The 22,642-nt window shown below is 74.1% G+C and carries 18 protein-coding genes; 9 read left to right on the top strand and 9 right to left on the bottom strand.

Features of this window, described 5'->3' with window-relative positions:
* Window positions 1–234 precede the first annotated feature (234 nt).
* Genes ENKNEFLB_RS21545 through ENKNEFLB_RS21515 form a run of 8 tightly spaced genes read left to right on the top strand, consistent with a single transcriptional unit; the run spans window position 235 to window position 9,372 of the window.
* Entirely contained in the window at window positions 235–852 is a 618-nt protein-coding gene (locus ENKNEFLB_RS21545) for a TetR/AcrR family transcriptional regulator (protein WP_338040933.1), read from the top strand.
* On the top strand, window positions 849–1,658 hold the full coding sequence (locus ENKNEFLB_RS21540; protein ID WP_246535729.1) for a TIGR03084 family metal-binding protein: 810 nt from the start codon (window positions 849–851) through the stop codon (window positions 1,656–1,658). The genes ENKNEFLB_RS21545 and ENKNEFLB_RS21540 overlap by 4 nt, the downstream gene beginning before the upstream one ends.
* Entirely contained in the window at window positions 1,651–2,952 is a 1,302-nt protein-coding gene (locus ENKNEFLB_RS21535) for an acyclic terpene utilization AtuA family protein (protein ID WP_246535728.1), read from the top strand. The genes ENKNEFLB_RS21540 and ENKNEFLB_RS21535 overlap by 8 nt, the downstream gene beginning before the upstream one ends.
* A complete protein-coding gene (locus ENKNEFLB_RS22765) occupies window positions 2,949–3,449 on the top strand; it encodes an AtuA-related protein (protein WP_246535727.1) in 501 nt (166 codons plus the stop codon). Before ENKNEFLB_RS21535 ends, ENKNEFLB_RS22765 begins: the two co-directional genes overlap by 4 nt.
* A 35-nt stretch (window positions 3,450–3,484) precedes the next feature.
* Window positions 3,485–5,065 carry an acyl-CoA carboxylase subunit beta gene (locus ENKNEFLB_RS21530; protein ID WP_214059663.1) on the top strand — a complete coding sequence of 527 codons (1,581 nt, stop codon included), beginning with the start codon at window positions 3,485–3,487 and terminating at the stop codon, window positions 5,063–5,065.
* Between the two features lie 8 nt (window positions 5,066–5,073).
* Window positions 5,074–7,065 carry an acetyl/propionyl/methylcrotonyl-CoA carboxylase subunit alpha gene (locus ENKNEFLB_RS21525; RefSeq protein ID WP_214057213.1) on the top strand — a complete coding sequence of 664 codons (1,992 nt, stop codon included), beginning with the start codon at window positions 5,074–5,076 and terminating at the stop codon, window positions 7,063–7,065.
* Window positions 7,062–8,225 (top strand): acyl-CoA dehydrogenase family protein, encoded by a 1,164-nt coding sequence (locus ENKNEFLB_RS21520; RefSeq protein ID WP_214057212.1) that lies wholly within the window; start codon window positions 7,062–7,064, stop codon window positions 8,223–8,225. The genes ENKNEFLB_RS21525 and ENKNEFLB_RS21520 overlap by 4 nt, the downstream gene beginning before the upstream one ends.
* Before the next feature lie 55 nt (window positions 8,226–8,280).
* Window positions 8,281–9,372, top strand: coding sequence for a YihY/virulence factor BrkB family protein (locus tag ENKNEFLB_RS21515; protein WP_246535726.1), 1,092 nt, complete (start codon window positions 8,281–8,283; stop codon window positions 9,370–9,372).
* Window positions 9,373–9,407: 35 nt separating this feature from the next.
* Here ENKNEFLB_RS21515 and ENKNEFLB_RS21510 read toward each other — a convergent pair whose 3' ends face one another.
* The 8 genes from ENKNEFLB_RS21510 to ENKNEFLB_RS21475 all read right to left on the bottom strand — a co-directional run bounded on the left by ENKNEFLB_RS21510 (window position 9,408) and on the right by ENKNEFLB_RS21475 (window position 18,826).
* Complete coding sequence (locus ENKNEFLB_RS21510) at window positions 9,408–10,259, bottom strand: DUF1295 domain-containing protein (protein ID WP_246535725.1); 852 nt, start codon at window positions 10,257–10,259, stop codon at window positions 9,408–9,410.
* A gap of 22 nt (window positions 10,260–10,281) precedes the next feature.
* The gene (locus tag ENKNEFLB_RS21505) at window positions 10,282–11,565 is read right to left on the bottom strand and encodes an SAM-dependent methyltransferase (protein WP_246535724.1); all 1,284 of its coding nucleotides are present in this window, start codon (window positions 11,563–11,565) and stop codon (window positions 10,282–10,284) included.
* Entirely contained in the window at window positions 11,562–12,950 is a 1,389-nt protein-coding gene (locus ENKNEFLB_RS21500; protein ID WP_214057211.1) for an SAM-dependent methyltransferase, read from the bottom strand. The genes ENKNEFLB_RS21505 and ENKNEFLB_RS21500 overlap by 4 nt, the downstream gene beginning before the upstream one ends.
* Complete coding sequence (locus ENKNEFLB_RS21495; RefSeq protein ID WP_214057210.1) at window positions 12,947–15,025, bottom strand: FAD-dependent oxidoreductase; 2,079 nt, start codon at window positions 15,023–15,025, stop codon at window positions 12,947–12,949. The genes ENKNEFLB_RS21500 and ENKNEFLB_RS21495 overlap by 4 nt, the downstream gene beginning before the upstream one ends.
* A complete protein-coding gene (locus ENKNEFLB_RS21490; protein WP_214057209.1) occupies window positions 15,025–15,771 on the bottom strand; it encodes an anti-sigma factor in 747 nt (248 codons plus the stop codon). The genes ENKNEFLB_RS21495 and ENKNEFLB_RS21490 overlap by 1 nt, the downstream gene beginning before the upstream one ends.
* Window positions 15,768–16,430, bottom strand: a complete 663-nt coding sequence (locus ENKNEFLB_RS21485; RefSeq protein WP_275955925.1) for a sigma-70 family RNA polymerase sigma factor — start codon at window positions 16,428–16,430, stop codon at window positions 15,768–15,770. Before ENKNEFLB_RS21485 ends, ENKNEFLB_RS21490 begins: the two co-directional genes overlap by 4 nt.
* A gap of 46 nt (window positions 16,431–16,476) precedes the next feature.
* Entirely contained in the window at window positions 16,477–17,163 is a 687-nt protein-coding gene (locus tag ENKNEFLB_RS21480; RefSeq protein ID WP_214057208.1) for a fasciclin domain-containing protein, read from the bottom strand.
* 121 nt (window positions 17,164–17,284) lie between these two features.
* On the bottom strand, window positions 17,285–18,826 hold the full coding sequence (locus ENKNEFLB_RS21475; protein WP_214057207.1) for a molybdopterin-dependent oxidoreductase: 1,542 nt from the start codon (window positions 18,824–18,826) through the stop codon (window positions 17,285–17,287).
* Between the two features lie 157 nt (window positions 18,827–18,983).
* Here ENKNEFLB_RS21475 and ENKNEFLB_RS21470 point away from each other — a divergent pair, with 157 nt between their 5' ends.
* Window positions 18,984–21,224 (top strand): HelD family protein, encoded by a 2,241-nt coding sequence (locus tag ENKNEFLB_RS21470; RefSeq protein ID WP_214057206.1) that lies wholly within the window; start codon window positions 18,984–18,986, stop codon window positions 21,222–21,224.
* Here the strand turns inward: ENKNEFLB_RS21470 and ENKNEFLB_RS21465 are convergent.
* On the bottom strand, window positions 21,157–22,632 hold the full coding sequence (locus ENKNEFLB_RS21465; protein ID WP_214057205.1) for an MFS transporter: 1,476 nt from the start codon (window positions 22,630–22,632) through the stop codon (window positions 21,157–21,159). The genes ENKNEFLB_RS21470 and ENKNEFLB_RS21465 overlap by 68 nt on opposite strands.
* Window positions 22,633–22,642: the final 10 nt, after the last annotated feature.

Here is a 22,642-nt window from a genome sequence, read left to right as displayed (position 1 = left end):
CGAGCGCAGCGAGCGTCTCGAGACCAGTCCCCCGTGGGTCGATGGGTGATCTACGTGCACCTGGTGAGTGCAGATCACCCATCGACCGGGCGCGGCGACCACCGGGGCGATTCGCTCGCTCCTCGACCACCGGGGCGCTGCGCCCCCTGGTCGATCGCTCCGAAGCCCGAGGTCCGACGGCTGACTTCCCGACAGTCTTGACTGTTTGTTCCCACCCACGCCACACTCGCCTGCGTGAGCAGCACCGCCCCCACCCGCGTACCCCAGGAGGAGCGGACCCGTGTCATGCGGGCCCGGCTGCTGGAGGCGACGGTGGAGTGCCTGGTCGAGCGCGGCTTCGCCGGCACGTCCACGACGCTGGTCTCCCAGCGCGCCGGCGTGAGTCGTGGCGCGCAGCTGCACCACTTCCCGACCAAGGACGCGCTGGTCGTGGCTGCCGTCGAGCACCTGTCGGAGGTACGCCGACGCGAGCTGGTCGCCGCCGCAGCGGCGCTTCCCACGGGGGAGCAGCGCACCCGCGCGGTCCTCGGCATGCTGGCCGACCACTTCACCTCGCCCGTCTTCACCGCCGCCCTCGAGCTGTGGGTGGCGGCGCGCACCGATCCCGGCCTGCTCGACGCCGTCGCCCCGCTCGAGCAGCGCGTCGGGCGGGAGACGCACCGGCTGACGGTCGAGCTCCTCGGCGCCGACGAGCACGCGCCGGGCGTACGCGAGCTGGTGCAGGCCACGCTCGACCTCGTGCGCGGTCTCGGTCTGGCCGACACGATCACCGACGACGCCCGTCGCCGGTCGCGGATCCTCGACGAGTGGGCGCGCGTCCTCGACACCGCCCTGAAGGAGCGTGCCCCGTGAGCACCGACGACCTGCTGGACGGACTGCTGGTCGACCTGGCCGCCGAGACCGACGCCCTGCGCGCGGTCGTCGCCGACCTCGACCCCCGTACGTCCGGCGGCGGCTGGGCCACGCCCACCCCGGCCCCCGGCTGGACCGTCGCCCACCAGGTCGCCCACCTGGCGTGGACCGACCGCGCCGCCACCCTGGCGGCCACCGACAAGGACGCCTGGGACGCCCTCGTGCTCGGCGCGCTGGAGGACCCCGACGGGTTCGTCGACCGCGGTGCGGAGGAGCTCGCCGCGCTGCCGACCGCCGACCTGCTCGCCACCTGGGACGACGGTCGTGCCTCCCTGGCCACCGCGCTCCGCTCCCTGCCGGCGGGCCACAAGATGCCGTGGTTCGGCCCCCCGATGTCGGCCGCGTCGATGGCGACCGCCCGCTTCATGGAGACGTGGGCGCACGCCCTGGACGTCCGCGAGGGGCTGGGCGTGCCGGTCGAGCCCACCGACCGGGTGCGCCACGTCTGCCACCTCGGGGTCCGCACCCGCGACTTCGCCTACGCCACCCACGGGCTGACCCCGCCGACGGCACCGTTCCACGTGGAACTCTCCTCGCCCTCCGGCGAGCGGTGGACGTGGGGGCCCGACGACGCGACCGACCAGGTGCACGGCTCGGCCTGGGACCTCGCCCGCCTGGTCACCCAGCGGGTCCACCGCGACGACACCGACCTCGTGGCGACCGGGGACGAGGCTGCCCGCTGGCTCGGCATCGCCCAGTGCTTCGCCGGCCCCCCGGGCGAGGGGCGGGCGAGCCGTCGTGGCTGACCCCGTACGGACAGACCGTCGGTCCGCCGACGTCCTGCGCGTCGGCAACTGCTCCGGCTTCTACGGCGACCGGCTCTCGGCGATGCGCGAGATGCTCGAGGGGCGCAGCGCCGGCCCCGACGGCACCTCCCGCCCGCTCGACGTGCTCACCGGCGACTACCTGGCCGAGCTGACCATGCTGATCCTGGGCCGCGACGCGATGCGCGACCCCTCCCTGGGCTACGCCCGCACGGTGGTCGGTCAGCTCGAGGACACCCTGGGTCTCGCGCTGGAGCAGGGCACCCGGATCGTCGTCAACGCCGGCGGCCTCAACCCGGCCGGCCTCGCCGACCGGGTCCGCGAGGTCGCCCGGGGCCTCGGGCTCGACCCGGCCGTGGCCCACGTCGAGGGCGACGACCTGCGCGAGTGGGCGGCCGAGCTCGGCCACCCCGGTGCCCTGACGGCCAACGCCTACCTCGGCGGGTTCGGGATCGCGCGTGCCCTCGACGCCGGCGCGGAGGTCGTGGTCACCGGGCGCGTCACCGACGCGTCGTTGGTCCTCGGCGCCGCCGCCTCGCACTTCGGGTGGACCCCCGCCGACCACGACGCGCTGGCTGGCGCCGTCGTCGCCGGCCACGTCCTCGAGTGCGGGACCCAGGCCACCGGCGGCAACTTCTCCGGCTTCACCCGGCTGCCGCGCCGCCACCTCCCGCTCGGCTTCCCGCTCGCCGAGATCGAGGCCGACGGGTCCTGCACGGTCACCAAGCAGGACGGCACCGGCGGCGCCGTCACCCTCGACACCGTCACCGCCCAGCTGGTCTACGAGATCCAGTCGACGCGCTACCTCGGCCCCGACGTCACCACCGAGCTCGACACCGTCCGCCTCGAGCAGGTCGGCGAGGACCGCGTCCGCGTCTCCGGCACCCGCGGGCAGGCCCCGCCCGCGACCCTCAAGGTCTGCGTCAACGAGCTCGGCGGCTTCCGCAACTCCTTCGAGCTGGTCCTGACCGGCCTCGACCTCGACGCCAAGGAGGCGTGGGTCCACGAGCAGCTCGACCACCGCCTCACCGCGGCGAGCGTCACCTGGACGCGCGGGATCACCCCGCGGGCCGACGCCGAGCGGCAGGAGGACGCCGCCTGCGTGCTGCGGTGCACCGGGCTCGACCCCGAGGCCGACCCCGTCGGCAAGGCGTTCACCGGCCCCGTGGTCGAGCTGGCGCTGGCGTCGTACCCCGGCTTCACCCTCACCGGCCCCCGGCCCGGCCCACGCCGTACGGCGTCTACCGCCCGGCGTACGTCGACCGCGCCGCCGTGACCCACGTCGTCGTCCTGCCCGACGGCACCCGTGAGGTGGTGCCCGACCCGACCGACCTGGCCCCGACCGGCCCGGCCCCGGCCGACCTGGACGACCACGGTCGCCGGCCCTCGCCGTACCCCGCCCCCGCCGACCGGCTCACCCGGCGCCAGCCGCTGGGGACCTTCGTCCACGCCCGCTCCGGTGACAAGGGCGGCGACGCGAACGTCGGCTTCTGGGTCGCCCACGACGCCCCCGGCGACGCCGAGAAGCGCGCCGACCGCGTGGCCTGGCTGTTCAAGGTGCTCAGCCCGAAGAAGGTCCGCGAGCTCGTCCCCGAGTCCGCCGACCTCGACGTGGACGTCCACCTGCTGCCGCACCTCGGCGCCGTCAACGTGGTCATCCACGGGCTGCTCGGCGAGGGCGTGGCCGCCTCGACCCGTACCGACCCCCAGGCCAAGGCGCTCGGCGAGTGGCTGCGCAGCCGGATGGTCCAGATCCAGGAGGGACTGCTGTGAGCGCACCGGTGACCCACGGAGCGAACCGCGAGGCGATGGAGGCCAGGCTGGCCGACCTCGCCGCCGAGCACGCCAAGGCCGTCGCCGGCGGCGGGGAGAAGTACGTCGCGCGCCACCACGCCCGCGGCAAGCTGATGCCCCGCGAGCGCATCGAGCTGCTCGTCGACGAGGGCTCGGCGTTCCTCGAGCTGTCCCCGCTGGCCGGGTGGGGCTCCGACTTCGCCGTCGGCGCCAGCATCGTCACCGGGATCGGGGTGGTCGAGGGGGTCGAGTGCGTCATCACCGCCAACGACCCGTCGGTCAAGGGCGGCGCCAGCAACCCGTGGACGGTCAAGAAGGCGTTCCGCGCCCACCAGGTCGCGGAGGAGAACGGGCTGCCGACGATCGCCCTGGTCGAGTCCGGCGGCGCCGACCTGCCGACGCAGAAGGAGATCTTCATCCCCGGCGGGAAGACCTTCCGCGACATCACCCGCAGCTCGGCCGCGAAGCTCCCCACCATCGCGCTGGTCTTCGGCAACTCCACGGCCGGCGGCGCCTACATCCCCGGGATGAGCGACTACACCGTGATGGTCGAGCAGCAGGCGAAGGTCTTCCTCGGCGGCCCGCCGCTGGTGAAGATGGCCACCGGCGAGGAGTCCGACGACGAGTCGCTCGGCGGCGCGGGGATGCACGCACGCACCTCCGGCCTGGCCGACTACCTCGCCGTCGACGAGCACGACGCGATCCGGATCGGTCGCCGGATCGTGGCCCGGCTGAACTGGCGCAAGTCGGGACCCCCGGTGGTCGAGGAGCGAGCGCAGCGAGCGTCACGAGACCCGTACGCCGGGCCCGACGCCGACCCCGAGGAGCTGCTCGACCTCGTCCCGGCCGACCTCAAGGAGCCCTTCGACCCGCGCCAGGTCGTCGCCCGCGTCTGCGACGGCGTGAGCGCGACCAACGAGGTGGCCTTCGACGAGTTCAAGCCGCTCTACGGCACCTCGCTGGTCACCGGCTGGGCCCGCATCCACGGCCGCCCGGTCGGCATCCTGGCCAACGCCCAGGGCGTGCTGTTCAGCGAGGAGGCCCAGAAGGCGACCCAGTTCGTGCAGCTGGCCAACCAGACGGACACACCGCTGCTGTTCCTGCACAACACCACCGGCTACATGGTCGGCAAGGAGTACGAGCAGGGCGGCATCATCAAGCACGGCGCGATGATGATCAACGCCATCTCGAACTCCTCCGTGCCGCACCTGACGGTGATCCTCGGCGCGTCCTACGGCGCCGGGAACTACGGCATGAACGGACGCGCGTACGACCCCCGGTTCCTGTTCACCTGGCCCAGCGCCAAGTCGGCCGTGATGGGCCCCGCCCAGCTCGCCGGCGTCATGTCGATCGTGGCCCGGGGCTCGGCCGAGGCCCGGGGGCAGGTCTACGACGAGGAGGGCGACGCCGGCATGCGCGCCTACGTCGAGCAGATGGTCGAGGAGGCCTCCCTGCCCCACGCGCTGTCCGGGATGCTCTACGACGACGGCGTCATCGACCCCCGCGACACCCGCACCGTGCTCGGCATCTGCCTGTCCGTGATCGAGAACAAGACCTGGTCCGGCGCCGCCGGCTACGGCGTCTTCAGGATGTAGGGACCGTCATGATCCGCAGAATGCTCGTCGCGAACCGCGTCGAGATCGCCTCCCGCGTCTTCCGGACCTGCCGCGCGCTCGGCATCGAGACGGTCGCGGTCCACAGCGACGCCGACGCCGGGCTGCCCTACGTCGCCGAGGCCGACTTCGCGGTACGCCTGCCCGGCTCGACGCCGGCGGAGACGTACCTCGACGCGGCGCTCCTCGTCGAGGTCGCCGACCACCACCGAGCCGACGCGATCCATCCCGGGTACGGCTTCCTGTCCGAGAACGCCGACTTCGCCCGGGCGGTCGAGGCCGCCGGGATCACCTGGGTCGGTCCGACGCCGGCGTCGATCGAGGCGATGGGCTCGAAGATCGGCGCCAAGCAGCTGATGCGCGAGGCGGGGGTGCCGACGCTGGAGGCGCCCGCGGACCCGACCGACGCGGACCTGCCGCTGCTGGTCAAGGCCTCCGCCGGGGGCGGCGGTCGGGGGATGCGGGTCGTCCGCGACCTCGCCGACCTCGACCGCGAGGTCGCGGCCGCCGAGGCCGAGGCGCTCAGCGCCTTCGGTGACGGGACGGTGTTCGTCGAGCCGTACGTCGGGCTCGGCCGGCACGTCGAGGTCCAGGTCGTCGGCGACGGCCGCGGCGGCGTGCTGGTGCTCGGCGAGCGGGACTGCTCGGTCCAGCGCCGCCACCAGAAGGTGGTCGAGGAGTCGCCCGCCCCGGCCCTGCCCGCCGGGACCCGGGCGGCGTTGCACGACGCCGCCCGGGCCGCGGCCGCCGCGATCTCCTACCGCGGTGCGGGGACGGTCGAGCTCCTCTACGACCAGGCCGCCGACCGGTTCTTCTTCCTGGAGATGAACACCCGGCTCCAGGTCGAGCACCCGGTCACCGAGATGGTGCACGGGGTGGACCTGGTGGCGATGCAGATCGAGGTCGCCGAGGGCGGGTCGTGCGTCCCAGCCCGGCCCGAGGACCGTGCTGAGGCACACGACCCGTCCGGCGCCGCCGACGGGCACGCGATCGAGGTGCGCCTCTACGCCGAGGACCCGGCGGAGGACTACCAGCCGCAGAGCGGTCGGCTGACCGCCTTCGAGATCCCCGTCGAGGACGGGGTGCGGGTCGAGGCCGGGTACGCCGCAGGCGACACGGTCTCCACCCACTACGACGCGATGCTGGCCAAGGTCGTCGTGCACGCCCCGACCCGCGCCCAGGCCGCGCGCCGGCTCGCCGGGGTGCTGCGCCGCTCCCGGATCCACGGCGTCCGCACGAACCGCGACCAGCTGGTCGCGGTGCTGACGTCGCCGGACTTCACGGCCGGGCGGCTGACCACCCGGTTCCTCGACGACCACCCCGACCTCGCCCGTCCGTTCGTCCGCGGCGCCGACGCCGCGACGCTGGCCGCCACCGCGGCGCGGGTCGCCGACCTCGACGCCCGGCGGACGGTCCAGGCCGGGATCCCCACCGGGTGGCGCAACGTCGTCGCAGCCCCGCACGTGGCGCGCTGGGACGACGGCGGCCCCGAGCCCGACGAGACCCCGTGGCTGGCCGGCGACCCGTACCCGGTCTTGCCGCAGGCCGACTTCCGGGTGACCGGGCTCTCCCGCACCGAGGTCCCCGGCGCCGCACCCAGCACCCGGGTCGACTACGTCTGGGAGGGCGTCCACACGCACGCGCACGTGACCTTCGACGACGCGCGGCCCGTCGGTCGGCGCGCGGTCGACGTCGACGGCGCCGGCTGGCACCGCCGGCTGCACGAGGTCCCGCGGTTCACCGACCCGGCCGACGCGGTGGCCAGCGGCTCGCTCCTGGCGCCGATGCCCGGCAGCGTGGTCGCGGTGCTGGTGGGCCCCGGCGAGGAGGTCTCGGCGGGCCAGGCCGTCCTGGTCCTCGAGGCGATGAAGATGCAGCACACCGTGACCGCGCCGTACGACGGCACCGTCGCGCAGATCGACGTCACGCCCGGCACGCAGGTCGCGGCCGGGGAGGTCCTAGCAGTGGTGGAGGAAGCATGAGCAACGCGTACACCGAGTCCGAGGAGCGCCAGGAGCTCCGCAAGGCCGTCTCGAGGCTGGCCGGCACGTACGGCCGGGAGTACTTCACCGAGAAGGCCCGCAGCGGCGGCAAGACCACCGACCTGTGGCTCGACATCGCCAAGAACGGCTACCTCGGCATCAACGTCCCCGAGGAGTACGGCGGGGGCGGCGGCGGGATCGGCGACGTCGCGGCCGTGTGCGAGGAGCTCGCCGCGCAGGGCTGCCCGCTGCTGCTGATGGTCGTCAGCCCGGCCATCTGCGGCACGATCATCGTCCGCTACGGGACCGAGGCGCAGAAGCAGCGCTGGCTGCCGGGCATCTGCGACGGCACCGGGACGATGGCCTTCGCGATCACCGAGCCCGACGCCGGCACCAACACCCACAACATCACCACGAACGCCCGGCGCGACGGCGACACCTGGGTGCTCAACGGCCGCAAGATCTGGATCTCCGGCGTCGACGAGGCCGAGAACGTGCTGGTCGTCGCCCGCGCCCACGACGCGCGCACCGGCAAGGTCAAGCCGGTCCTGTTCGTCGTCCCGACCGACGCCGACGGCTTCGAGGCCCACGTCATCCCGATGGAGATCGTCAGCCCCGAGAAGCAGTTCCAGGTGTTCCTCGACGACGTCCGGCTGCCCGCCGACGCCGTCGTCGGCGACGAGAACGGCGGGCTCGTGCAGCTCTTCGCCGGGCTCAACCCCGAGCGGATCATGGCGGCCGCCTTCTCCCTCGGCCTCGCGCGCTACGCCCTGGCGAGGGCGACGGCGTACGCGAAGGAGCGCACCGTCTTCCAGTCCCCGATCGGCGCCCACCAGGCGATCGCGCACCCGCTGGCCGAGAGCCACATCGAGATCGAGATGGCGCGGCTGATGAACGCCAAGGCCGCCGCGCTCCTGGACTCCGGCGACGAGACCGGGGCGGGCGAGGCGGCCAACATCGCCAAGTACGCCGCCGCCGAGGCCGCCGTGCACGCCGTCGACCGGGCGGTGCAGACGCACGGCGGCAACGGGATCAGCCAGGAGTACGGCATGGCCGGCCTCCTGGTCGCGGCCCGGGCCGGGCGGATCGCACCGGTCTCGCGGGAGATGATCCTGAACTACGTCGCGATGCACAGCCTGGGGCTGCCCAAGTCGTACTGAGGGCGGGGGTCGCGTCGAGGCAGGTCAGCGCGGCCCGGGCGGATACCGTACGCGGGTGTCCGACGTCGTGAGCAGGGCCGACCGCTTCCAGCGGCGGCACCGCGTCATCGGCTTCCCCCTCGGGGTGCTCTACAAGTTCTTCGACGACCAGGGCAACTACCTGGCCGCGATCCTCACCTACTACGCCTTCATCGCGATCTTCCCGCTGCTGCTGCTGGCCTCGACGATCCTGGGCTTCCTGCTGCAGGGCAACCCCGGGCTGCAGGAGAGCGTGCTGGACTCGGCGCTGGCCAACTTCCCGATCATCGGCGACGAGCTGGGACGCCCGGAGCGCCTGCAGGGCTCGGCGCTCGGGGTCACGGTCGGCATCCTGGCCGCGACGTACGGTGCCCTCGGGCTCGGCCAGGCGATCCAGAACGCGATGAACATCGCCTGGTCGGTGCCGCGCAACAGCAGGCCGAACCCCTTCCTGCTGCGCCTGAAGAGCCTGGCGCTGATCACCACCTCCGGGGTGGCGGTGCTGGGCGTCACGACGGTCTCGGTGCTCGGCGCGAGCACCGACGTGCTCGGGGCCGACCTGGCCGGGATCGTGCGGCTGGGGATCTCCCTGGTGACCACCGTCGCGGTGGGCCTGGGGCTGACGGTGCTCTTCCGGCTGGCCGCCTCCCGCCGGCACGGTTTCGGCCGCTCGGCGCCCGGCGCGTTCGTCACCGCGGTGCTGTGGCAGGGCCTGCAGTACGTCGGGACGATCTACGCCCAGCGGGTCGTGGCCGAGACCTCCGGCGTGAACGCGACCTTCGGCCTGGTCCTCGGCCTGGTCGGCATCATCTACCTGGCCTCGCTGATGGGCGTGCTCGGGATCGAGGTGAACGTGGTGCTCGCCCGCCGGCTCTGGCCGCGCGCGCTGCTCACCCCGTTCACCGACGCCGTCGACCTCACCGACGCCGACCGCCGCGCGTACGCCGCCTACGCGCAGATGCAGCGCCACAAGGGCTTCGAGACCGTCACCATCCGCTTCGACCAGCGCAACGGCGACACCCACGAGTTCGTCCCCGACCCGGACTCCCCGAAGGACCAGGTCGAGACCGGGTCGTCACCGGTCGTCACGCCGTCGATGCAGGAGGAGGCGCGGGCGCGACGGGAGTAGCAGTCCCACGCGCCCGGGACTTCGCGGCCCGGGGCTCAGCCCCGCGAGACCGACTTCTTCACGCCCGGCGGCAGCGGGAAGAACATCGGGACGCGGGCGGCGTAGTCGTCCCAGCCGTCGCGCTGGCTCATCTTCTTCTCCAGCAGCTTGGCGCCGGTGACGTTGCGGATGAAGAACGTCATCGCGACCGGCGCGACCACCGTGGCCAGGCCGACGACCCAGCCGGAGGCGAGGCCGGCGGCGAGCCACAGGCCCCACCAGACGGTGGCGTCGCCGAAGTAGTTCGGGTGCCGGGTCCAGCCCCACAGCCCGCGGTCCATGACCTTCGGCCGGGTCTCCTTGGGCTCCGCCTTGTACGCGGTGAGCTGCCGGTCGCCGATCGCCTCGAAGGCCAGGCCGACGGCCCAGACCAGGGCGCCGAGGACCAGCACGGGCCACCAGGTCAGGTCGGTGACCGCCCCGACCATGACCGGCAGCGAGACCAGCCACATCGCGGTCCCCTGCACGACGAAGACGCGCTTGACCGCGGTCGCCAGGCCGACCTCGGCCAGCGAGCCGCCGAGCATCTCGGCGTAGCGCGGGTCCTCCTCGCCGGCGTGCTCCCCGTTGAAGCGGGAACGCACGTGCCACGCCAGCCGGCCGCCCCACAGGGCCACCAGCACGAGGACGAACCACCGCTGGAAGGTCGCGTCCCCGCTGTCGGGACCGAGCAGCTGGCCGACGACCGCGGAGACCAGCGCGACCACCACGAAGCCGGAGCCCCAGGCCACGTCGACCACGGCGACCACGCCGAGCTGCTGCCCGCGGATCGCGGTGAGGGCCATGACGGCCACCACCGTGGCGGCGCCGAGGGCGAGGACGAGGACGACCAGCGGGAAGGTGCTCACGCCCAGAACGTAGCCGGGCGGGTCACCCGGCCCGCTCGCCCGGCAGCGTGTGCGCCGCCCCGGGCCGCACCATCAGGATCTGGTCGACGCCCATCCGGCCGTCGCGGAAGGCCATCGACCCGCCGACGAGGTAGAGCCGCCACACGCGCACGACCTCCTCGCCGACCAGCTCGGTGAGCCGCTCGACGTTGGCCTCGAACCGCTCGAGCCAGCCGGCCACGGTCAGCACGTAGTGCTCGCGCAGGGCGTGGACGTCGCGGACCTCGAGCCCGCCGCGCTCCAGCATCGCGACGGTCTCGCCGACCGGGCGCATGTACATGTCGGGGGCGATGAAGGACTCGATGAACGGTCCGCCGCCGGGCCACCTGCCGGTGCGCGACATCTGCTGGATCAGCACCCGCCCGCCGGGCTTCACGGCGCGGCAGAGCACGGAGGCGTACGTCGGGTAGTTGTCCTGCCCGACGTGCTCGCCCATCTCCAGCGAGCCCACCGCGTCGTACTCCTCGCGGGGGGACGGCACGGCGTCGCGGTAGTCCTGGAGCCGGATCTCGACCCGGTCGCCCAGGCCGCGCTCGGCGATCCGGGCGTCGATGAACTTCTTCTGCTCGGCCGCGATCGTCACGCCGACCACCTGGGCGCCGAAGTGCTCCGCGGCGTGCAGCGACAGCGAGCCCCAGCCGCAGCCGACGTCGAGCATCCGCATCCCGGGCTCGAGGCCCAGCTTGCGGCAGACCAGGTCGAGCTTGGCGCGCTGGGCCTCCTCCAGGCTCACGTCGGGCTTGACGTGGTAGCCGCTGGAGTAGGCCATCTGCGGGTCCAGGATCAAGGAGTAGAACTCGTTGGACAGGTCGTAGTGGTGGCTGATCGCGCGCCGGTCGCGCAGCTTGCTGTGCAGCCGGCCCTTGACCTGCGCCTGGGAGGCCGGGGGACCGGGCGGCAGCCCGATCAGGCCCAGCGCCCGGAGCTCCTTGACCGCGGTCAGCACCGAGCCGGGCGTCACGCGCGCCCCGGTCAGCTTCCGCTCACGGGCGACCTGGAAGGAGTGCGTCAGCGCCGTGTCGAGGTCCCAGCCGTCCTGCTCGGGCACGTCGAGCTCGCCGGTGACGTAGGCCTGCGCGGCCCCCAGCTCACCGGGGTGGCGCAGCAGCCGGCGTACGGCGGCCGGCGAGCGCAGCTCGACGAGGGGACCGGTCGCGTCCCCGGCCTCGGAGCCGTCCCAGGCCCGGAGCCGGACGGGCAGCGGACCGCCGAGGAAGGGCTCGACGACGGCGGCGAGCCGCTCGGCGAGGGAGACGGCGGTGCTCACAGGTGCTGCTCCTTGGTCCAGACGAGCTGGTTGACGTCGATGTAGTCGGCGGCGAAGCCCGCGCGGGAGTACTCCAGGTAGAAGTGCCACATCCGCAGGAAGGTCTGGTCGAAACCGAGGGCCAGGACCTCCTCGCGGCGACCGGCGAAGGTCTCGTCCCACAGCCGCAGCGTCTCGGCGTAGTGCCGGCCCATCGAGAGCCGGTCGCCCAGGCGCAACGAGGTGTGCTCTCGGCTCAGCTCGTCGAGGACCTGCACCGACGGCAGGAACCCGCCGGGGAAGATGTACTTGTTGACCCAGGTGTAGGTGTTGCGGGTCGCCAGCATCCGGTCGTGCGGCATCGTGATGGCCTGGATGCCGGCGCGTCCGCCGGGCACCAGCGAGCGGTCGATGGTCTCCAGGTAGGTGCGCCAGTACTGCCAGCCCACCGCCTCGATCATCTCGACCGACAGCACCACGTCGTAGGTGCCGGTGACCGCGCGGTAGTCGACCAGCTCGACGTCGACGCGGTCGCTGAACCCGGCGGCGGCGACCCGCTCGCGGGCCAGCTTCTGCTGCTCGCTCGAGAGCGTGATCGTGGTGACCGTCGCGCCGCGCCGCGCGGCGCGGATCGCGAGCTCGCCCCAGCCGGAGCCGATCTCGAGGACCCGGGTGCCCGCACCGACGCCCGTCACGTCGAGCAGCCGCTCGAGCTTGCGGTCCTGGGCCGGCTCGAGGTCGGCGAGCGCGGGGCCGCCGTCCTCGCCGGCGCGAGGGGCCAGGGCGCGGCGGTGCGGGCCGACGGCGTCGACCGCGGAGGTGTGCCGGGCCTCGAAGAGCCCGCTGGAGTAGCTCAGGGTGGGGTCGAGGAACAGCTCGAACATGTCGTTGGACAGGTCGTAGTGGTGCGCGATGTTGCCCCGGGTCTGGTCCTCGGTGTTGCGGTGGAACGCCGGCGGCCGCGCCACGTAGAGCGCGCGCAGCTTCTGCAGCGGGCGCGGCACCAGGTCGGCCATCTCGGCGGCGAGCACGGCCAGGAAGCCGCCGAGGTCCTCGGCCTCCCAGGCGCCGGTCAGGTAGGCCTCGCCGAACCCGATCAGGCCGTCGCTGCCGATCCGGGCGAAGAACTCCTCGGGGCGGTGCACGACGGCCACCGGGCCGCCGCGGCCGAGGGTCTGGGCCGGCCGGGTCGCGGTCGCGGCCAGCTCCACGGTGACGTCGAGACGACGCAGCGCCGCGGTGAAGATCTGCCGCGCCAGGCGGGAGGCGACGCGGGCCCGCAGGCCGGTCGGCACCACGTCGAGCCCGGGCCACCGGCCGGGGCCGCGGTCGGGACCGGGGAGGTCGGGCGAGGCGAGGTCCGCGGCGCGGGGGGCCGAGGACCGGCGGTCGGGGGCGAGGGTCATCGGACACCTTCCTGGTGGTGCGAGGGGCGCGGGCGGATCGGGAGGCGGCGCAGCCACAGCCAGATCCCGTGGGCGTGGATGAGGACGGATCCGCGCAGGGCCGCGGGGGCGGCCTTGAGCGCGGCGCGGCGGTCGTCGTCCGGCAGTCGTCGGCCGTCGAGGGAGGCGCTGAAGCGCGCCCCGTCGTCGGTGCTCAGGGTGACCGCGACGTGCAGCCGCTCGTCCGGCACCGGCACGGCCAGGTCGTACCACCCGTCGGTGCCGTGGAAGGGGGAGACGTACATCGCCTTCTCGGTCCGGGCGCGGCCCTGCGCGTCGGGGTGCACGACGTAGGCGTGCCGGTCGCCGTAGGTGTTGTGCACCTCGACCACGGTGGCCGCCAGGTCCCCGGCGGCGTCGAAGCACCAGAAGACCGAGATCGGGTTGAAGACGTAGCCCAGGGCGCGGGCGTTCGCGGTCATCAGGACCTGCCCGCCGCGCAGCCCGTCCTCGGGCACGGCGCCCTCGCGGTCGAGGAACGCCTCGAGGTTCTCGCGGATCGTCCGCTCGGGGTCGCCGAGGTGGTCGCGGGCCTCGAAGCGGCCCAGGAGCCCGTGGTCGGGCAGGTCGTCGAGGTCGACCACCCAGGTGCGGGTGCGGTGCGTGAACGCGCGCCGCCAGGGCCGGCGCCGGGTGTGGCGCACCGTCGTCTCGAAGACGCCGGTCAGCTCCCGCCGCTCGCGGGCCGCGGCGGCGCCCGGCGCCTGCTCGGCCACCGGCCAGGTCAGCCCGACCCGCTCGGCGGCGGCGAGGCCGGAGCGCGCGCCGTCCTCGTGGAAGCCCCACCCGTGGTACGCCCCGGCGAACGCGACGCGGTCGCCGGAGACCTCGGGCAGGCGGGCCTGCGCCGCGACGGACTCCGGGTTGTAGAGCGGGTGCTCGTACTCCCGGCGCGCGATCACCGTGGTCGGGTCGACGACGTGCTCGCCACCGAGGGTGACCAGGTAGGCGGTGTCGGTCGGGAGCCGCTGCAGCCGGGTCAGGTCGTAGGTCACCATCACCTCGCCCGGGCGGGCGTCGGCGTCGAGCGGGCGCCGGAAGTTCCACGACGCGCGGGCGGCGGTGGCGACCGGGAGCAGCGAGGCGTCGGTGTGCAGCAGCGCGGTGTTCGCGGAGTAGGGCATCGCGGCGAGGACCTCGCGCTGCAGCGCGGTCGGCTCGGCGAGCATCGCCAGGGCGTGCGAGGGGTGGGTGGCGACCACGACCGCGTCGTAGGTGCTGACGTCGCCGTTGCCGTCGGTGACCTCGACGCCGTCCGCGGTCTCGAGCACCGAGGTGACCTTGGCGCCGAGCCGGACGTGCTGGAGACGCGCGCCGACCTTCTCGACGTAGGCGCGCGAGCCGCCGGTGACGGTGCGCCACTGGGGGCTGCCGAAGATGCCGAGCATGCCGTGGTGCTCGAGGAACGTGAACAGGTAGCGGGCGGGGTAGTCGAGGGCGACCTCCGGGTCGCAGGACCAGACGGCGGCGACCAGGGGCTCCATGAAGTGCCGCACGAAGTAGGCGCTGAACCGCCCCTGGCGCAGGAACTGGCGCAGGGTGACGTCCTCGACCACCGACGGTCCGGACGGCGTCCGGGCCCGGGCCACGACGGCCTTGGCCTGACGGTGGAAGCGCGGGATCTCGGCGAGCATCGCCAGGTAGCGGGGCCGGGAGAGGTTCTCGCGCGTCGGGAACAGCCCGCGCCGGCCCAGCGCCCCGGCCCACTCCAGGCCGGTCTGGTCGTCGCGGATCGACATCGACATCTCGGAGGGCTGCGTGGCCACGCCGAGCTCGGCGAACATCCGCAGCAGCACCGGGTAGGTGCGCGGGTTGTGCACGATGAAGCCGGTGTCGATGCCGAGGACCTGCTCGGTGCCGTCGGGGCGCCGGTCGGTCACCTGGTGGGTGTCGGCGTGCCCGCCGAGGCGGTCGTCGGCCTCGTAGAGGGTGACCTCGGCGGTGCGCGAGGCGACGTACGCCGCGGTCAGCCCGGCCACCCCGGAGCCCACGACGGCCACGGTCCGGGGGGCGGCCGGGGTGGTGCGTCCCTCCATCAGACGGTCTCGAGCGGGACGTACGCGACCGGCTGGGTCGTGGGGCGCGGCGAGCCGCCGGCCGGCTCGACCGTGACCCCGATCGCCTCGGCGTCGGTGGCGTCGCCCTCGAGGAGCACGGTGCTGTCGGTGGCGGTCATCAGACCGGCCGGCTTCATGTCGCCGTCGACCCGCAGCCACAGCTGGTAGACCTCGGAGCGCGGCAGCACCGGCATGTTCTGGGTCATGATCACGGCCTGGCCGAGCTCGCGGGAACGGACGACCGTGGCGGTCGCCGAGCCCTCGACCTCGGGCAGGTCGGTCGCGTGGGTCTCGGCGTCGGAGGCCGCCAGGACCGCCTCGGTCGGGTCGGGCAGCGCCTGCACGACGGCGGGCTCGTCGGCCCACGGCTGGGTCACCACGGCGCCGACGCCGACGGCGGCCACGACGGCGGCCGCGGCGGCGGCCAGCAGCAGCGGCCGACGGCGGCGGCTGCGGTGGGCGGCGAGGTCGGTGACGCCGGCCGGGGGGGCGACCACCGGCGGGAGCGGGCGCACTTGGGCCACGTCGGCCAGGACCCGGGCGCGCAACGCGGCGGACGGGGTGGCCATGGTGGTGGCGGCCAGCTCGGCGCCGGCCTCCTGCAGACCCGCGACCTCGGCCCGGCACTCGCCGCAGAGGGCGAGGTGCTGCTCGAACTGGGCGCGCTCGGCGTCGTCGAGAGCATCGATCGCGTAAGCGCCGGACAGCGCGTGCACGTCGGTCATGCTCTTGCTCCTTCTCCCGGTGTCTGGCCCACCCCGAGCGCGTCGCGCAGCCTGATGAGGCCGTCGCGGATGCGGGTCTTGGCGGTCCCGATCGGTAGGTCCAGCATCGTGGCGACCTCGGTGTGGGTGTAGCCACCGAAGTACGCCAGCTCGAGGGCCTCGCGCTGGATCGGGGTCAGCGTACGCAGTGCCCCGCGGACCCGTCGCGCCTCGAACGAGGCGTGCGCCTCGTCGGCGGTGGAGTCGTGGGGGACTGTGTGGTTCTGGTGGTGGTAGCTCTCGTCCCGTCGGCCGGCCGCCTCCGCGGAGCGCACCCGGTCCACCGCCCGGCGGTGGACCAGGGTGAGCAACCAGGAGATGGCGCTGCCCTGGTCGGGGTCGAACCTGGCGGCGGTGCGCCAGACCTCGAGGTAGCCCTCCTGGACGACCTCCTCGGCCTGCGCCGGGTTGCGGACCACCCGCAGCGCGAGCCCGAAGGCCCGCGAGGAGGTGGCGTCGTAGAAGGTGGCGAAGGCCTGGTCGTCGCCGCGGGCGGCCTGCGTGAGCAGGGCTCCCAGCTCGGCGGTGGTGACCGGGCCCGGGGGGACCGGGGTGGTGGAGCCGGACGACGGCACCTCCTGTGCGGAGGTGCCGCCGTCCACGGGCTCGAGGGGGCTCACCGGTCCATCCTGACGTGTCGGTCGTGCTCGCGCACGGACAACGCGATCAGGCCGCGGGCATCAGGACCTGGTCGATCACGTACACCGTGGCGTTCGCGGTCGGGATGTTGCCGCACAGGACGGTGGCGTCGCCGGACGCGCCGTTGGCGACGGTCACGCCCTCCTCGGCGTCGCCGGTGATCTCCAGGGTGTCGTTGTTGAGCGTGTCCTGGGTGCCGGCGATCTCGTCCGGGCCGAGCTGCTCACCGATCACGTGGTGGGTCAGGATCTGCGTGAGGAGCTGCTTGTCGGCCAGGACGGCCTCGAGGTCCTTCGGCGGGATCGCGGCGAACGCGTCGTCGGTCGGGGCGAAGACGGTCAGCGCCTCGGCGTCGTTCAGGGTGCCGACGAGGTCGGCGGCGGTCGCCGCGTCGACCAGGGTGCCGAGCAGCGGGTTGTTGCTGGCGGCGGTGCCGACCGGGTCCTGGACCATGCCGTCGAACGAGCCGGGGCCCGAGGTGGGCACGGCGCTGCAGGCGTCGCCGAACGTCTGAGCCATGGCGCCCTCGGCGGCCGACTCGGACTCGGTGGGCTCCTCGGAGGGGGTCTCCTCCTCGGCGGGGGCCTCGGAGGAGGGGGTGGTGTCGTTGGCCTCGGTCTCGGTGGCGTCGTCACCGCAGGCGGCGAGGGTGACCGAGAGGGCGATGGCGGAGGCCGCGAGGCCGGCGTTGCGGCGGATGTTCGAGGTCTTCATGGGGAGTGCCTTTCCTACGGGGTTTTCTCGCTGATGTCGGGGGTAGTTCGGTGCGGGGGGGTGGGACGGATTGGTCGGATCGGGGGTGTCTGGAGAGTTTTTTCGTCCCGACCCGACCGGGTCAGTCGGAGACGGAGATCTGCAGCAGGTGGATGCCGCTCGAGCCGGACGGGAAGGGCGGCGCCTCCTTGGTGGACTGCAGGTCCCCCTCCCCGTCGGTGACGCGGGCCGCGACGGAGTGCAGCCCGGGTGTGGCGTCCCAGCGGTAGAACCACTGGCGCCAGTAGTCGTTGTCGACCTCCGGGCCGAGCTCGGCCTGCTGCCAGTCGCCGCCGTCGATCGCGACCTCGATCTTCGCCACGCCGCCCTGGGTCTGGGCCCAGGCGACACCGCCGACGACCACCTCGCCGGGCGCGACCGTCTCCGGCAGCGCCTGGGGGGTGTCGATGCGTGCGGACGGCTTGATCGGGGCGTCGGTGGCCCAGTCGCGCTCGGTCCAGTACGACTCCTGCTCGGCGTAGGTGGTCAGCGTGATCCGCTCGATCCACTTGGTCGCGCTGATGAAGCCGTAGAGACCGGGGATCACCATCCGGGCGGGGAAGCCGTGCTCACGAGGCAGCGGCTCGCCGTTCATCCCGATCGCCAGCATCGCGTCGCGGCCGTCGGTGGCCAGGGCGAGCGGGGTGGAGATGGTCATCCCGTCGACGTCGGTCGAGAACAGCTGGTCGGCCTTGGTGTTCTCGATCCCGGCCATCTTCAGCAGGGACATCAGGGGCACGCCGAGCCAGCGGGCGCCGCCGACGAACTCGCCGCCCACGCTGTTCGACACGCAGGTCAGGGTGATGTCGCGCTCGACCAGCTCCATGGCGGCGATGTCGTCGAAGGTGAGCACGACCTCCTGGTCCACGTCGCCGTCGATGGTCAGGGTCCAGTCGTCGACGTCGACGATCGGGACGTCGAGGCGCGTGTCGACCCGGTAGAAGTCCTCGTTGGGCACCTGGAGCGGGCTGATGCCGGGGTAGGTCTCCTCCAGGCCGGTCGGCAGGGCCGGGAGGGGCTGGGCGGCGGCGGGCAGCGTGACGTCGGCCGGGGCCGAGCGCAGACGCCCGACCAGGCGGCCGGCGCCCGCGAGGGCGGCGGCCAGGACGACCATCGACCCGGCGCCGAGCAGCACGCCGCGGCGCCCGACGCCCGAGGAGGCGGACGTGGTCGCGTCGGTGGTCCTGGCAGGGCGGGCGCGACGGGCGAGGCGGTCGAGCAGCGCCAGGGCGGCCACGCCGGCGACGGCGGTGGCCAGGGCGGGCACGACGTCGAGGGCGCCGGCGCCGGCGTTGGTCAGCGCCGCGGCGGCGGCGACCACGACGAGCACGACCAGGACGGCCGCGCCGACGACGAACCGGCGGCGGGCGAGCACGCCGGCCAGGCCGGCGAGGAGCAGCACGCCCAGCATCACCGACCCGATCAGGACCGCCTTGTCGGCGGTGCCGAAGGTGCGGATCGCCCACTGGGCCAACGGCACGGGGGTGCGGTCGATGACGGCGGAGCCGACGGCGAGGACGGGGGAGCTGGCGGGGGAGGTGAAGGCAGCCACGAGGTGACCGGCGCCCATCCCGACGAGGGTGGCCAGGACGCCGAAGGCGGCGTAGGCGGAGCGGGATCTCATAGGGGGCGTTCGGAGCGGAGAGCCGTTCGGATGGGCGCGCGGGACCGGGGGTGCGGCCGGTCGGGCTCGATCGGCGCAGCCGTATGATGGGCGACCGCGAGAGCGGCCCCACGGTGCCGCTCGCGGTCGTCCGGCCCGCGTTCTTGGGGGAGTGTCCGTGTCCGAGGAGCTGGTGGAGCGCGAGGTCGCTCACGAGCAGGCCGTCGTCGACCGGGTCTACCTGCGCCTCGACGAGGCCGGGGTGGCCGCCCAGCGGCTGGCCCGGGAGGGTCACGAGCGTGGTCGGATGGGCCACGAGGGCGGACTGGTCGAGCGCGACGCCATGGTCTTCCAGGCCGCCCGGCGGATCGCCCAGCTCGACGCGGCCCGCGAGGGCCTGGTCTTCGGCCGGCTCGACCTCGACCCGGCCACCGACCCCGAGCCCCGCTACATCGGCCGCCTCGGGCTGCGCGACCAGGACCGCGAGTCGCTGCTCGTCGACTGGCGCGCCCCCGCGGCCGCGGTGTTCTACCAGGCCACGGCCGCCACGCCGTCCGGCGTCGTGCGCCGCCGGGTGCTGCGCTCGGCCGGTCGGACCGTGGTCGGCGTGGAGGACGAGCTGCTCGACACCGAGGCCGCGGCCCGGCTCGAGGCCGAGGGCGTCGAGCTCCCGGTCGTGGGCGAGGGCGCGCTGATGGCGCAGCTCTCCCGCGCCCGGGACCGGACGATGCACTCGATCGTGGCCACGATCCAGGCCGAGCAGGACGAGGCGATCCGCGCCCCGAGCCGTGGCGTGGTGACCATCGCGGGCGGACCGGGCACCGGCAAGACCGTGGTCGCGCTGCACCGCGCGGCGTACCTGCTCTACTCCGACCGGCGACGCTACGAGACCGGCGGCGTGCTGGTGATCGGTCCCAGCGGCGTCTTCATGCGCTACATCGAGCGGGTGCTGCCCAGCCTCGGGGAGACCGCGGTCGCGCTGCGCTCGCTCGGCGAGGTCGTCGAGGGTGTCGTGGCCTCGCGCCACGACCTGCCGGCCGTGGCCGACGTCAAGGGCTCCGCGCGGATGGCCGAGCTGCTGCGCCGGCTGGCGCGCGAGCCGGTGCCCGGGGCGCGCGAGACCTTCCGCACGTTCTGGCGCGACGACGTCCTCGAGCTCGGGCCGCAGCAGCTGACCCGCGTACGCCGCCAGCTGATGGGCCAGGGCTACCGCAACCGCCAGGTCGACCGGGTCGCGCCCGCGCTGCTCGACGCGCTGTGGCGCCAGGTGCGCAGCGACCGTGGTCGCGAGCGCGGCCGGGAGGCCTTCGACGACGACCTGCTCTCGCTGCCCGACTTCGTGGACTTCGCGGTCGGCTGGTGGCCGCCGCTGCACGCCGTGGACGTCCTCGGCTGGCTGCGCGACCCCGAGCTGCTGGCCCGGGTCGGGCGCGGCCTGCTCGAGGACGACGAGCAGCGGCTGCTCACCAAGTCGTGGGACGACCACCCCGTCGCGACCGTGGCCACCGCCGCCAAGGGCGCCCTGTCGGTGCAGGACGTGGCCCTGCTCGACGAGCTGCGCTACGCCCTCGGCGACGTGCCGGCGCTGTCCCCGGACCGCGAGGACCCGATGCGGGCGGTCGACCAGGCCCTCGAGGGCCGCGTCGACCTGCAGGAGCTGACCACCGCCGCGGACCGGGAGTACGCCCCCTCGGGACGGGCGTGGGCGGCGCCGACGGCCAGCATCGAGGACGACGGGTACGCCCACGTCCTCATCGACGAGGCGCAGGACCTGACCCCGATGCAGTGGCGGATGGTCGGCCGGCGCGGGCGGACGGCGTCCTGGACGATCGTCGGCGACCCCGCCCAGTCCTCCTGGCCGGTCCCGGCCGAGGCCGACGAGGCGCGCCGGGCGGCGCTCGAGCGCAAGGCGGTGCACGCCTTCCACCTCTCCACGAACTACCGCAACTCGGCCGAGATCTACGCCTACGCGGCGGCCTACGCCCAGCGGGTCGGCCTGGACGCCGACCTGCCCACGGCCGTGCGCTCGACCGGCGTCGGCCCGCGCGAGGTCGTCGCGGCCGACGAGGAGCTGGAGCAGGTCGCGCGGCGCGAGGTCGCGGCGCTGGCCGAGCAGGTGAGCGGCACCGTCGGGATCGTCGTGCCGGCCGCCCGCCGCTCCGAGGTCAACGCCTGGCTGGCCTCGTGGGACGAGCGGGCCGAGGACGCCCGCGGCGCCCGCGCCGCCGTGGACTCCTCGGTCGCCCCCTCGGGCGAGGACCGGGTCGTGGTGCTGACCGGTCTGGACACCAAGGGCCTGGAGTTCGACGGCATCGTGGTCGTGCGCCCCCAGGAGATCGAGGACGAGTCGGTCACCGGCCGGGCCACGCTCTACGTCGTGCTGACGCGGGCGACCCAGCTGCTGACGACGGTCGGCTGACCCGGCCCGCGCCGCGCCCCACGAGCGCGAGCATGAGCAGCAAGGCCACGACGACCATCGCGGCGACCGCGGCGCCGACCACGCCGTCGGCGTACCCCTCGGGAGCGGCCCCCGTGCGGCGCACGGCCGTGGCCAGGCTCCCCAGCAGCGCGACGCCGAGGGCGATGCCCAGCTCGGCGGCGGTCTCGGACACGCCCGAGGCGCTGCCGGCCCGCTCGGGCGGTGCCGAGCCGACCATCCGGTCGGTGCACAGGGCGGTGACCACGCTCACGGAGAAGGCGACCAGCGCGAAGCCCGCGATCAGCGGCGCGACCTCGCCGTCGCGGGCGGTGGCCGTGACCACGGCGAAGCCGACGAGCCCGACCGTGAGCCCGGCGGCCACGACGGTGGCCGGCTGCGCGCGGCGGACGGACCACGGGGCGACGACCGAGCCGACCAGGCCGAGCGCCACGGCCGGCAGCGTGGCCAGGCCCGCGTCGAGCACCCCGAGCCCGTAGTCGGTCTGCAGCAGCTGCAGCAGCAGGTACTGCAGCCCGGCGAAGCAGAACAGGGTCCCGAGGTGGGTGACCACGGCCCGGGCGAAGGCCGGCTCCGAGACCATCGCGACGTCGAGCACCGGCGTGCGCAGGCCGCGCTGGCGGCGGACGAAGACGACCCCGGCCGCGACGCCGACGACCAGGGCGACGGCCGCGGCGACCGACGGCCCGTCGGCGGCGGTCTCCTTGACCGCCCACACCGCCGGGACCACGGCGCCGAGCGAGAGCACCACGCTCGCCGGGTCGACCGGGTCGGGGTCGACGGCGGTGTGCTCGGGCAGCAGGAACGGGCCGACGAGCAGCAGCAGCACCATCACCGGCACGCCCATCAGGAAGACCGAGCCCCACCAGAACTGCTCGAGCAGCACGCCACCGACCAGCGGGCCGATCGCGCTGCCGGCGCCGAGGCTGCCCATCCAGACCGCGATCGCGGTGGTGCGCTCGCGGGGGTCCTCGAACATCGTGCGGATCAGCGACAGCGTCGAGGGCATCAGCGTCGCGCCGGCCACCCCGAGCAGGGCGCGCGCGGCGATCAGCAGCTCCGGGGTGGGGGCGAACGCGGCTCCCACCGACACGGCGCCGAACGCCGCCGCGCCGACGAGCAGCAGCCGGCGCCGACCCGTCCGGTCGCCGAGGGTGCCCATGGTGAGCAGGAGGCCGGCGATCAGGAACCCGTAGACGTCGACGATCCACAGCAGCTGCGTGGGCGACGGGTCGAGGTCGCGGGCCAGGACCGGCGCCGCCAGGTGCAGCACGGTGACGTCGAGGGCGATGATGATCGTGGGCAGCGCGAGGACGGCCAGCCCGAGCCACTCCGTACGCCCGGCGCGTCGCGGCGCCCCGACCTGGTTGCTCATCTCGGGGCCGATCATCGCACCGGCC

It is taken from the genome of Nocardioides aquaticus (assembly GCF_018459925.1).
GTDB classification, from domain to species: Bacteria; Actinomycetota; Actinomycetes; order Propionibacteriales; family Nocardioidaceae; genus Nocardioides; species Nocardioides aquaticus.
This window is presented reverse-complemented; position numbering and strand designations above follow the sequence as displayed.

Bases quoted from the DNA above. Each gene is read 5' to 3' on its own strand.
- ENKNEFLB_RS21530 (WP_214059663.1), top strand. From the start codon at position 3,485: ATGGAGGCCAGGCTGGCCGACCTCGCCGCCGAGCACGCCAAGGCCGTC.
- ENKNEFLB_RS21525 (WP_214057213.1), top strand. From the start codon at position 5,074: ATGATCCGCAGAATGCTCGTCGCGAACCGCGTCGAGATCGCCTCCCGC.
- ENKNEFLB_RS21520 (WP_214057212.1), top strand. From the start codon at position 7,062: ATGAGCAACGCGTACACCGAGTCCGAGGAGCGCCAGGAGCTCCGCAAG.
- ENKNEFLB_RS21500 (WP_214057211.1), bottom strand. From the start codon at position 12,950: ATGACCCTCGCCCCCGACCGCCGGTCCTCGGCCCCCCGCGCCGCGGAC.
- ENKNEFLB_RS21495 (WP_214057210.1), bottom strand. From the start codon at position 15,025: ATGGAGGGACGCACCACCCCGGCCGCCCCCCGGACCGTGGCCGTCGTG.
- ENKNEFLB_RS21490 (WP_214057209.1), bottom strand. From the start codon at position 15,771: ATGACCGACGTGCACGCGCTGTCCGGCGCTTACGCGATCGATGCTCTC.
- ENKNEFLB_RS21480 (WP_214057208.1), bottom strand. From the start codon at position 17,163: ATGAAGACCTCGAACATCCGCCGCAACGCCGGCCTCGCGGCCTCCGCC.
- ENKNEFLB_RS21475 (WP_214057207.1), bottom strand. From the start codon at position 18,826: ATGAGATCCCGCTCCGCCTACGCCGCCTTCGGCGTCCTGGCCACCCTC.
- ENKNEFLB_RS21465 (WP_214057205.1), bottom strand. From the start codon at position 22,632: ATGATCGGCCCCGAGATGAGCAACCAGGTCGGGGCGCCGCGACGCGCC.